The 11,252-nt window shown below is 61.1% G+C and carries 10 protein-coding genes; 8 read left to right on the forward strand and 2 right to left on the reverse strand.

Annotation, left to right across the window (positions count from 1 at the left end; translation table 11 throughout):
* Positions 1-169: 169 nt before the first annotated feature.
* The 6 genes from Q0L48_RS13030 to Q0L48_RS13055 all read left to right on the forward strand — a co-directional run bounded on the left by Q0L48_RS13030 (position 170) and on the right by Q0L48_RS13055 (position 7,643).
* Positions 170-796 (forward strand): DUF4331 family protein, encoded by a 627-nt coding sequence (locus tag Q0L48_RS13030; RefSeq protein ID WP_296721635.1) that lies wholly within the window; start codon positions 170-172, stop codon positions 794-796.
* Positions 797-891: 95 nt separating this feature from the next.
* Entirely contained in the window at positions 892-1,509 is a 618-nt protein-coding gene (locus Q0L48_RS13035; RefSeq protein ID WP_296721637.1) for a DUF4331 family protein, read from the forward strand.
* Positions 1,510-1,602: 93 nt separating this feature from the next.
* Positions 1,603-2,934, forward strand: a complete 1,332-nt coding sequence (locus Q0L48_RS13040; RefSeq protein ID WP_296721639.1) for a tetratricopeptide repeat protein — start codon at positions 1,603-1,605, stop codon at positions 2,932-2,934.
* Positions 2,916-4,175, forward strand: a complete 1,260-nt coding sequence (locus Q0L48_RS13045) for a HupE/UreJ family protein (RefSeq protein WP_296721641.1) — start codon at positions 2,916-2,918, stop codon at positions 4,173-4,175. The genes Q0L48_RS13040 and Q0L48_RS13045 overlap by 19 nt, the downstream gene beginning before the upstream one ends.
* Positions 4,176-4,205: 30 nt before the next feature.
* The gene (locus tag Q0L48_RS13050; RefSeq protein WP_296721643.1) at positions 4,206-6,278 is read left to right on the forward strand and encodes a TonB-dependent receptor; all 2,073 of its coding nucleotides are present in this window, start codon (positions 4,206-4,208) and stop codon (positions 6,276-6,278) included.
* A gap of 555 nt (positions 6,279-6,833) precedes the next feature.
* Positions 6,834-7,643: an outer membrane beta-barrel protein gene (locus Q0L48_RS13055; RefSeq protein WP_296721644.1), complete on the forward strand. Its 810-nt coding sequence runs from the start codon at positions 6,834-6,836 to the stop codon at positions 7,641-7,643.
* A gap of 227 nt (positions 7,644-7,870) precedes the next feature.
* On the opposite strand, the gene Q0L48_RS13060 is transcribed toward Q0L48_RS13055, so the two are convergent.
* Complete coding sequence (locus tag Q0L48_RS13060; RefSeq protein WP_296721646.1) at positions 7,871-8,767, reverse strand: LysR family transcriptional regulator; 897 nt, start codon at positions 8,765-8,767, stop codon at positions 7,871-7,873.
* Positions 8,768-8,816: 49 nt separating this feature from the next.
* Between Q0L48_RS13060 and Q0L48_RS13065 the strand changes: the two genes are divergently transcribed.
* On the forward strand, positions 8,817-9,809 hold the full coding sequence (locus Q0L48_RS13065; RefSeq protein WP_296721647.1) for an aldo/keto reductase: 993 nt from the start codon (positions 8,817-8,819) through the stop codon (positions 9,807-9,809).
* Positions 9,810-10,141: 332 nt separating this feature from the next.
* Positions 10,142-10,528 carry a hypothetical protein gene (locus Q0L48_RS13070; RefSeq protein WP_296720654.1) on the forward strand — a complete coding sequence of 129 codons (387 nt, stop codon included), beginning with the start codon at positions 10,142-10,144 and terminating at the stop codon, positions 10,526-10,528.
* A gap of 104 nt (positions 10,529-10,632) precedes the next feature.
* On the opposite strand, the gene Q0L48_RS13075 is transcribed toward Q0L48_RS13070, so the two are convergent.
* The coding region (locus Q0L48_RS13075) for a hypothetical protein (protein WP_296721649.1) at positions 10,633-11,252 on the reverse strand (620 nt) is incomplete at its 5' end.

Here is an 11,252-nt window from a genome sequence, read left to right on the forward strand (position 1 = left end):
GGCAGCAATTTAGGCAAGTTCAAAAAAATATTTCAACAAACCCAAAACCGGACGCGATCCGCCAGCGTAGGGCCTCGGCACAGTAACGTGCGCAGCCGCTCTATTGACGCATTGCGCGAGGAGAATTTGGGTGAAAATGAAACACGCACTGCCCCTGACTGCGGGGGTCATGATGGCGCTTGCAGGGGGCGCACTCTATGTAACCGGCGCTGGTGTTATAGCCGCTGACCACCTTGATCCGCCCGGCCGAACCAGCCCCGCAAATGACGCGACGCCCGACACAGCAGCAGATATCGCCGACATCTTCGCTTGGCACACCGCAACGGATATCAACCTCGTGTTGACCTTCGCTGGTCCGCAGGCTGCGGATCAGCCTGCGGTCTATGATCCCGATGTGCTCTACACGATCAATGTCTCGAACGCCGCACCGCGCACCACTCCCGACATTCCTGTCGAGGTTCGCTTCGGTCAGGCCTCGGGAAGCAACAGTTTCGGTGTTCAGGTTAGCGGCCTTCCCGGGGTAACCGGAACGATCGAAGGCGCGGTGGAGACCGATCTCGTCAAGGACGGCGTGCGCGTACGGACCGGTCTGTTCGACGATCCGTTCTTCTTCGATCTCCAAGGATTCCGCGACACGCTTTCAACCGGAACGTTGAGCTTCGACAACCAGCGCGACTTCTTCGCCGGGCAGAACCTCACGGCCATCGTCATTACGATTCCGCGCGACCGGATCGAAAACGGATCAAACCTGGTGGATGTGTGGGCCACCACTGCCCGTCTTGGAGGCCAACTGTAATGACAACGAAATTTTCAAGATCGCTTCGCGGAAAGTTGGCTACTGCTCCGCTGATTGTGACGCTCGGCCTCTTGGCGGCATGCGGGAACGACGAGATGGCGGCGCCTCCCGTCGTTGTCGCACCGACCCCGACGCCAAGCCCGACCCCCACGCCGACCAGCTTTGATGTTGGCCCTTGCCTTAACCAGGTCGTGCCCGGAACCGGCGGGGTGACAGTAGCAGGCGCCGTTGTTCCTGATACGTTGACGCTTAATCTTGCTGCCGATGCCGGGTTCCCCAATGGTCGGTTGCTAGCGGATCCGGTGATCGACGTTACTCTGGCGGTGATCTTCCTCGATCTCAGCCGCAACGGGCCGGGCACATTGGCTGGCCTGCCGCTCAACCCATCGGCCAACGACGTGCCTTTGCCCATGGGCTTTCCGTTCCTGGCGCCCGCGCAAGGAACACAGGTGATGACCTCGCCGGGTTCGGGCTTCACCTTCCGCACCGACGCGGCCAGCGCCTACACGCGGGTCGATCGCATGGGGATGCCGGCGGTGTCGACCGCACTGATCGGCTCGAGCCAGAAAAACGCCTATAACGACGCGGATCCCGTTAATGATGCCGACGGTGATTTCGTGCCGGAATTAACCTCGCAGCTGACGGGCCTGACCAATGCCCTGGCGGACGACCTGGTCGCGGCGGGGCTTACCCCTTGTGCCCGCGCCATGTGAGGTGATCGCCGGATCATCATCTTCTTCTGCCGCTGCCGGGCGGGCTCGATTTGATCGGGTCCGCCCGGCTCATCAAAGTGCAGCAACAACCTCATGACCAGACTGTTTCGTTGGCCGCTGATCGCACTGCTTGCGATCCTGACCATTGCGCTATTGCAATGGATGATCCAGCGCGGCGACGGCGAACCCGCGCCCGCATTCGCGATGGAAAGACCTGCGTTCGGTCCTGCGACATATCCTGAGCTTCTGGCCGTATCGAACGACCGTCTCGCCCTGTCGCAGGCCCGCGTCGAACGGGGCCCGAACGAATGGCTCCCTCGAGCCAGCGCCGGTGCTGCGGCGCTTTCGCTGTTCCGCCTGACGGGCCGGATCGGCTATCTCGACATGGCCGAGGCCCAGATCACTGCGGTCCGGAACCTTGCTCCGTCGCCCTCCGGCGTGCCCGAATTGCGGGCCGAACTGGCACTTGCGCAGCACGATCGGACTGGTGCGGCGCGTGATCTCGACATCCTTTCGCGCGCCGCCGTGACGCCCGAGAAGCCGACCCTGTCGGAAGCCGCCGCCATGCGCGGCGATCTGGCACTTTATTCGGGCGATCATGCCGAGGCTGCGCGCCTCTACCGCCAAGCAGCCCAGATCGATCCGCATATCAGCGTTTCACTGCGTATCGCCAACTTGCAGCGCGTCTCCGGCGAGTTCGATGCCGCTATCGCGACGCTGGCCGAAGCCACCCGAACCGAGAAACACACCCCTGTCGTGCTGTCGGGCATAGCGCTTCAGACCGGGATGATCGCAAGCGCACGCGGCGATTATCTTGCGGCGAGAGACTGGTACGACCGCGCAGAGGCGCTGTTTCCGGGACACTGGCTCACCACGCTCTACCGCGCCGAGGCGCGCCTCGCCAATGGCCAGACGGACCGCGCCATTGCCGATCTTGAAACGATCGCGCGCGATCACGGCCGGCCCGAGGCGATGGACATGCTGGCGTTTGTCTGGCGCGTTCGCGGAGACGCCACCCGCAGCCGTGATTGGGCGCGGAAATCTGGCGCGATCTGGCAGGAATGGACTGGCAAGTACCCCACTGCCTTCGCCGCCCATGCCGCAGAGCATGAGCTGGTGTTTGGCGATCTCAGCGAGGCTCTTCGACTGGCTAGGATCAACGCGCAAGCACGCCCCTTTGGCGAGGCGCGGCTGCTATTGGCGCGGGCGCTAATGGCGAATGATCAGGCCCGTGCGGCTTTGACTGAAATCAGCCTAGCCGAGCGGTCAGGCTGGCGATCCGCGCAGCTCTATGCGATCAAGGCGCAGGCGCTCACCATTCTTGGCGAGCCCGATGCTGCAGACGTCGCCAGCGAGCAGGCGCGCGTCATCAACCCGAAGATCAATGATCCGGCAACGAGGCTGATATGGCTCGCACACGGTTGATCCCGATCGTGACGGGGTGGCTCATCGCCCTTTTCGCGCTGACAGCCGCCGCCAGCGCGCACCAGTCGCCAAACAGCGAGGTCTATCTCGACTTTCAGGCCGACCGTGTTGAACTGGAGGTGGTATTACCGGCAGCAGAATATGCCTATGCCAGCGGCAACCGTGTTGCGGAAGATGACGCTGCACGGAGGCAGGCGCGGAGCTATCTCGCCGAAACCATTTCGGCCAGCAGCGAAGGTGGCGCTTGGCGCACAAAGATAAAAGGCGTCGCATTCGTCACCCGCGATGGCACGACAGACCTTGTCGCGACGCTCTCCCTGATGCCGCTACAGGCCTCGGACCTCAGTGAGTTCACGCTCGGCTGGCGCGCGGTCATCGGCGCAGTGCCCGACCACTTCGTGCTTGTCATGCTACGCCGCGACCCGGCGACCAAACTGGGCGACGAGCCCGATGTCATCGGCACCCTGCGCGGCGATCGCAACGTGCTTGCAATCAATCGCGGCGCGGCGCGCAGCTGGATGCCCTTTGCCAACGCGGTAAGCCTTGGCGCCGGGCATATTCTGGGCGGAATCGATCACCTCGCGTTCCTGCTCGCCCTGCTGCTTCCTTTGCCGCTGATAGCGCGAGGCGGGCGTTGGTGCGAAGCGCGCGGGGCCAGGACTACCATCCGCTCGGCCGCGATCCTGATTTCGGGCTTCACGCTGGGACACAGCGCCACCTTGATCGCGGCATCGCTGGGCGGGCTGACTTTGCCCGGCGCGCTGGTCGAAACGCTGATCGCGGTTTCGGTGCTGATTGCCGCGATCCACGCGATCCGCCCCATCTTCCCCCGCCACGAGGCTCTGTTTGCGACGCTATTCGGGCTGGTCCACGGCTTGGGTTTTGCCGGATTCCTGAGTTCGACGGATCTGTCCGTGGCGCGCAATATCGTCACGCTCCTCGGCTTCAACGTCGGGATCGAGCTGGTTCAGATCGCCATCGCACTCGCGATCGTCCCCGCACTGGTGACTATCGCTGCCACACCCGCCTATCAGCGGCTGCGTGCCGGAATGGCGCTGTTCTGTTGCGCCATCGCGGCGGTGTGGGTGGCGGACCGTTATATCGGCCTCGATGAAAACTTCGTCGCACCTTTCGAGGCGGCGGTCGAAACAAGCCTGATGCTGGTGTTTTTCACTGTACTTGTCGCCGGAGTCGTCCTTTTCGCGCGCCGCTCCACTGCGCCGAGGCCCCGCAAGATCTGATCCTCTTCTCGCTTCCGCAAAGGATATTCCATGTCTGCAAACACCGCATCGGCGTGCGCCCGAAGGCTGGTGATCGGAATGGCGGGGACAGCATTATGCGCGTTCGCCTCAGCCGCGACGGCACAGACCGCGACCGAACCCGACCTCCCCGAAAGGGAAAACGATGAGCCCCAACAGATCATCGTCTACGGCCGCGCGCTGGATGAAATCGGCACGGCCCGGTCGGGGTCGCAAGGAACGGTCGGATATGCCGATTTCGATGCTATCCCGATTTCGCGGGTGGGTGAATTGCTGGAAAACGTCCCCGGCCTGATCGCCACGCAGCATTCGGGCAGCGGCAAGGCCAACCAGTTCTTCCTGCGCGGGTTCAACCTTGATCACGGCACGGACTTTGCCGGGTTTGTTGATGGTGTGCCGATTAACATGCGCTCGCATGGTCATGGGCAGGGGTATCTCGATTTCAACTTCCTGATCCCCGAAGCGGTCGAGCGGATCGATTTCCGCAAAGGCCCCTATTTCGCCGATGTCGGCGATTTCAGCGCGGCCGGAACCGCTGCCTTCAAAACCGCCGACGCCTTGCGCCCCTTTGCCGAGGTGCAGGTCGGCGAATTCGGCTTCGTCCGAGGCGTCGCGGGGGGAAGCACCGTCCTCAGTGGCGGCGACTTGCTGATAGTGGGTGACGCGCAGTTCTACGACGGCCCGTGGGTGTTAGAGGAAGATCTGGAGCGGTTTGCAGGGCTGGTGAAATATTCCATCGGCGGCGAGGCCAACCGCTTTTCACTCCAGTTTAACGCCTATGACGCGCGCTGGACCTCGACCGATCAGGTGCCGGAGCGCGCGGTGGCCAGCGGTCTGATCGACCGGTTCGGCAATATTGACGATGACTTGGGTGGAAGCACAACCCGCTTGGGCGCGGTGTTGAACGGTGCTGTCGGCAATACTGCGTTTTCGGCTTATGCCACCCGATACGAATTCGAGTTGGTGTCCAACTTCACCTACTTTCTCGAAGAACCGGGGCGGGGTGACGAATTCGTGCAGCGCGACAAACGCTGGGTGTTGGGCGGCGCGGTGTCGCACCGGATCGAACGCGGGTCGGTCGCCATCAATATCGGCGCCGATCTGCGCCATGATGCAATCGACGAGGTCGGCCTGTTCCGCAGCATTGATGCGGCCCCGGTCGATGCCGTGCGGCTCGATGCGATCGACCAAACCGGGCTTGGCCTCTATGCCGATGGTCAGATCGCGATTGCGCCGGGTTTACGCGGCTTTGCCGGACTCAGGTTCGATTACCAGATGGTCGACGTGCGCTCTGATCTCGCCGCCAATTCGGGCAACGCCGACGATGACCTGTTTGCCCCCAAGGTTGGGCTGGCATGGCAGGCACTGACGAATATCGAACTTTACGCCAATTACGGTCAGTCCTTCCATTCCAACGACGCGCGCGGGGCGACCATCGCGGTCGACCCGGTCGGCGGCGATCCGGCGGAGCGGGTGCCTCTTCTGGTTCGGGCGGAGGGGGCCGAACTCGGCGCTCGGCTGGAGACATCGACGCTCGATGCCTCGCTGGTCGGCTTCTGGCTCGAACTCGATTCCGAACTGGTCTTCATCGGCGATGGCGGCGCGACCGAACCCAATGACGGATCGCGGCGCTATGGGGTGGAGGCCAATGTATTCTGGCGCCCGTTGCCCGGCGTGGTGATCGATGCCGCCTATTCCCATACCAATGCCAGGTTCGTTGGGCCGGGTGCTGCTACCGATGCCATCCCGGGCGCGGTTCCGGAGGTTTTCGCGGCGGGGATTGCGGTGAGCCCCCTTCCCAACCTCACAGTCACCACCCGCCTGCGCCATTTCAGCAGCGCTCCGCTGATCGAGGACCGCTCGGTCAGCTCGGACGCGACCACGCTGGTCAATCTGGCGGGCTATTACGATTTCGGCGCGATGAGATTGGGGGTCGAGGTGTTCAATCTGTTCGACGCCCGCGACGCTGACATCACCTATTTCTACGAATCGCGCCTACCCGGCGAATCAAGCGGCGTGGAAGATCGCCATTTCCACCCGGTAGAGCCGCGGCAGGTTCGGGCGAGCCTGAAATACTCCTTTTGAGAATGCTTGCCCGATTTTGGGGCGCGCTGATTTGGCGGCTTCAGGCGAGATCGGACGTTTGATCTCGCAACCGTGCACGACCTGATGTGGGTCGGGAGCACTCGCGGCTCAGTTCGGGCAGAAAATGGCGGCTTTGCCTCGTTTCTGGAAAATTCCTGCCGTTCAGGAATCGACCCCATTACCGTCATCCATCACCAATCGCCTCCTCGCTTTCGGGCTCGGTCGCTATTGTAAGGCAGATGGGCCAGTTTTTTACGGCCGAGCGCAGCCTCATTGCATATCGCCTCTGGCCGGAGGCCGGGCGTTACAAAAAAATTTTCTCCGATCCAATCTACCACCACCTCGCCGACGTAGGGCTGAGCGAGAGGACCGTCGGACCATGTAAACCCGCAGGGAAGACATGCGTTTTTACGATCAAGACAGGTGAGTAACGCCTGCCCAGCCACATAATCATTTCAGGCGTGAACTGCGTCTAAAATGAAGGTCAGACGGTAATCTCCCGGTCCTTTCGAGCATACGGCCACACAGCAAGTCCATGCTATTTCAGGAGTTTTTATGAGAACATTTGCAGTTGCCATCGCCGGGGTCACTCTGATGGCCACTCCTGCTCACGCGGATGATGGATTTGACGGTTTTTACGCGGGCGTTACGATTGGCTATGATTTCCAAGCCAGCGATAGCGATGAAACAATCACCTTCGACCGCGGTTCAAACGGTAGCTTTGGTGAAACCGTCACGACCGCTTCGGGCGCGAATGCGTTTTCGCCCGGCTTTTGTGGGGGCGAAGCCACTTCACCGCAAAACACGAATTGCACTCCTGATTCCGATGGCGTGAGTTTTGCTGCGCGTGCCGGATACGATTACCAGATGGGCAACGTGGTTCTCGGTGTTGTTGGCGAAATTGGCACGGCCGATGTTCGCGACTCTGTATCGGCGTTCAGCACTACACCGGCATTTTACTATATGGAGCGCAACATCGATTACACCGCGGCGCTCCGCCTGCGTGCCGGTTACACCGTGACCCAGTCAACCTTGCTTTATACCACGGGCGGGATCGCCTATGCCAAGCTCGATCAGTCATTCGAGTCCAGCAACACTGCAAATACCTTCACCGTGATTGCCGACGACCATGCCTATGGCTTCCAGATCGGCGCGGGACTAGAGCAGAAGATCGGCAGCAATTTTTCGCTCGGTATCGAATATCTCTACACCGGCTATAACGATGATGAGACGTTGATCCGCGTCGGCCAGGGAAGTGCCCCTGCCACCAACCCCTTTGTCCTTGCCGGCGGCGTGGATTTCAAGCGAGCGAATGACGATTTCAACTTGCAGTCCATCAAGGTTGTGGCGTCCTATCGCTTTTGATGGAGCTTCTGCACGGGGGCGGTGCGCAGGTGCCCCCGTGCAACAGACTTGATTGCGATGCCGGCAAACCACCCATTAGCAGCAGTTCGTTGCGATCAGCCGCGAGCCTGAAAGCCGTCAGGCAGCGATCGCCTCTCCTGAGCCGAAAACAGACCTTCCGCAAACGACTCCGAAGCGGCCTCGCGCCAGGGTTCCTTCAAAAAGAAGAAGTGTTCGCCCGCTGCTTCTCAAGCCCGTTCTTGCCGGAGGAAGTCGATGAAGGCCCTTAGCGGCGCGGGAACGTAGCGTCTGTCGTGGTAGAAGAGAAAAGGCCCCGAGAACGGCGTCGACCAGTCAGACAGGAGTTCCTGTAGGCTGCCGTCGGCCAGCAGATCGGCGTAGAAGCCCTCGAAACTGGCGGCGATCCCGAACCCAGCGGCAACCGCGGCGCGCTGTACCTCAAGCGCGTTGGTCGTCACCCGTGCTGGCGGGGATACATTGATTACCTCCCCGTCGCGCTCGAACTCCCATGGCAGCATCGTGCCGTGAAGGAAGCGGTGCCGGACGCAGGCGTGCTGCAACAAGTCGCGCGGGTGCTGCGGGATTCCGTGCAGCGCAAGATAGGATGGTGCCGCCACGCAGACATAGCGCTGCGTTTGCGGTCCGATCGGAACAGCAATCATGTTTTGCTCAAGCCGTTCGTCATACCGCACCCCTGCATCGAACCCTTCGCCGAGCACGTCGATGAAGCGGTCCTCGGCCTGCACTTCGACGGTAATGTCGGGATAGGCGGCCATGAAGCGGGCGAGCAGGTCCGGCAGCATCAGGCGGGCGACTACGCCCGGCACGTTGAGCCGCAGGGTACCGGCTGGGCTGTCACGATAGGCGTTGACGCTGTCGAGTGCCTCGTTGACGCCGGCGAGCGCTGGGCGCAGGCGGTCGAGCAGGCGCGCGCCCGCTTCGGTCGATTGAACGCTGCGGGTGGTGCGGTTGAGAAGACGCAGCCCGAGGCGCTTTTCCAGTCGGCGAACCGCTCCACTCAGGGCTGAGGCAGAAACGCCTTGCCGCGCGGCTGCGGCGCGAAAGCTGCGTTGCTCCGCCACGGCGGCAAAGGCGAGGAGGTCCTGCAGGTCGGCATCGCGCATTGTGCATCTCCTTGCACAGCCTGTCCGGTTTATTCTGGCTTATCGCACAATGCATGGCGCGGTAAATGGCGATCGTCACCCCGACGCGGAGATCATCATGCAGCACCGTCGCCTTGGCCAGACCGGCCCCGTTACTTCTTCGCTCGGCCTCGGCCTGATGGGCATGTCCGACTTCTACGGCTCAGCCGACGAGGGCGAAAGCATCGCCACGATCTATGCCGCGCTCGATGCAGGCGTCACCTTGCTCGACACCGGCGACTTCTATGGGGTCGGCCATAACGAAAGCCTGCTTGGCCGCGCGCTGGCTCAGAGTAGCCGCCGCGAGCAGGCGATTGTCAGCTTGAAGTTCGGGGCGCTACGCGATCCGGGGAGCGGCTTCGGCGGCTACCCACCACGCCTCGCCCGCGCACTAAATCTTACGCTGGTCGACATGACGTGCAGCGGCTCGGTTACAAGGCATGTTCTCACGGGAGGCCAATTTTTCCAAGATGCGCAAATTCGCACGTTGGGTCCAAATACGAGGCTTGTGACACTGACTGTAGGCGGCAACGATGTTGGCTTTGTGCGCGATCTCTACCTGTCGGCGGCGCGGAAGTCGGACTCGGTGACCGGAACGCTGATCCGGCAGTTCTGGTCAGGTCCTCCGGAAATTGATCAACGAAACTATGCGAAGCTGGAATCAGAACTGACGTCCCTTCTACACACGATCCGGACGCGATCTCCGGCAGCAACAGTAGTTGTCGCGACATACCCCACCGTCCTTCCGGCACACGGGACCTGTCCTCAGCTCAGATTGAGCAACGCCGAGGCCGCGCTCATGCGACAAGTGGAAAGCAAACTCGCCACTGTTACCCGCAAGGCGGCAAGGAATGGCGGAGCGAAGATTGTCGACATGAATGCTCTTGGTGCCAAGCATCATGCTTGCTCCAAATCACCTTGGACAAAAGGCTGGGGACCGATAGCTGGATCGCCCTTCCACCCCACCCTAGCCGGCGCGCAGGCAACGGCGGACGCCATCACCGCGGCGATTACTCCACGCTGAAAACTTCTGCCGCATCGGGAGCCGGCGAGGATGAGCAATGAAGCAGGATGCAGTGGGCGGCACGGCAAAAGCTCAGACTCCGAAGTAGGGAGTGGCAGTTATTGACCGGAATGAAGGCGCCTGGCCGACCGTCTGCTTTGCATCGTCCAAAAGGCAGGTTCTGTGAGAAGCGGACGTTTACCCGAGATGATATGAACGACCGGGTGTGGGGCGGCAGCCGTCGCTGTGATCAGATGGGCCGCGAATGGCGGCTTTGTCCCGCTTGTGGAAAATTCCTGCCGTTCATCTAGCGACCCCTGTGCAGACATTCACGCCGATGGCATAGTTCATTGATGGAACTGTTAGGCTTGGTCGGCAGCGTAGCGGCTGGGTTGTGGTTGATTGGCACGGGAGCCTTCATGGCTTTGCGGCCGGAGCGTACCCTGCATGTGCTAAGCCTCACGGCATCAACTCGAACGATCAACAATTTCGAGCAGGGGCTTCGCCTCAGCGGGGGGCTGGCACTGCTTCTACGTGCTCCCGCGTCAAAGTTGCCGCAGACATTTGAGGTCGCAGGATGGTTCATCGTGCTCTCTTCGCTGGTTCTGCTTGTCCTTCCGCTCCGCTGGCACGCTGACTACGCATGCTGGTGGGCCGACCGCCTTGCACCCGCCGCTGTTCGAGCAGTTGCGCCATTTTCAGCGCTTGCTGGCCTTGGACTGATTTATGTCGCCGCGTAAATTTCGGGCACGTCTGCTCCCCATCTAATCCCGGCCATGAGCGGCCATCGGAATCGATCCTGTTGCGGCCAGTGCGAGCTATGGTTTCAAGCGGTTCAAAGGAGCTAGCCCATTGCTTCGATAATTGGGCGGGCAAAGTCGGCATAAGAGTCGTTGCTGTATGCCCAAGCTGCCAGTGCATACCAACCAAACAGAATTGGTGCGCCCGACTTGTAAACAGGGTGAAGTGCTTTTCTGGCCGCAAGGTCATAGATCATTCCGAAGCAGATGATCAGCATCGACCCGCCAAACCCAACCAGCAAGTGCATGAAATAGGACTCGCTGCCCCAAAAGATGCCAGGATTGAACAAATCGAAGGTCCGAAGATGCGCCCCAGCGCAGATTGAGGCGGTTGCCATGAGTATAAGACGCTTGTGCGCGGATGGGCTTCCTCTTTTCAACCAAGCGAAAGCGACCAACACTACGAATGGCAAGATGTAGCTTCCCGTTATGGCCGAGAAACCGCCGTTTTGGCCACCCAGAATGCCGCGCTGAAGCCCTCTGATCTCGCTTAAACCTGCCGACCAGATCATAACTGCGGCTAAAGGAAGCATAGCTATCCCAAGGGTACGATGCCACTTCATGCGCTGCGTCGCAGCGAAGTAAGCTTGTGATGCAAGCAACACCATCGTAAGCGATGTGCCGGCCCCACCTTGCGCAGGTGATGTGAAGCGCCGAGTTTCCA

Origin of the sequence: Erythrobacter sp., from assembly GCF_024305245.1 — a bacterium.
Taxonomy (GTDB): domain Bacteria; phylum Pseudomonadota; class Alphaproteobacteria; order Sphingomonadales; family Sphingomonadaceae; genus Erythrobacter.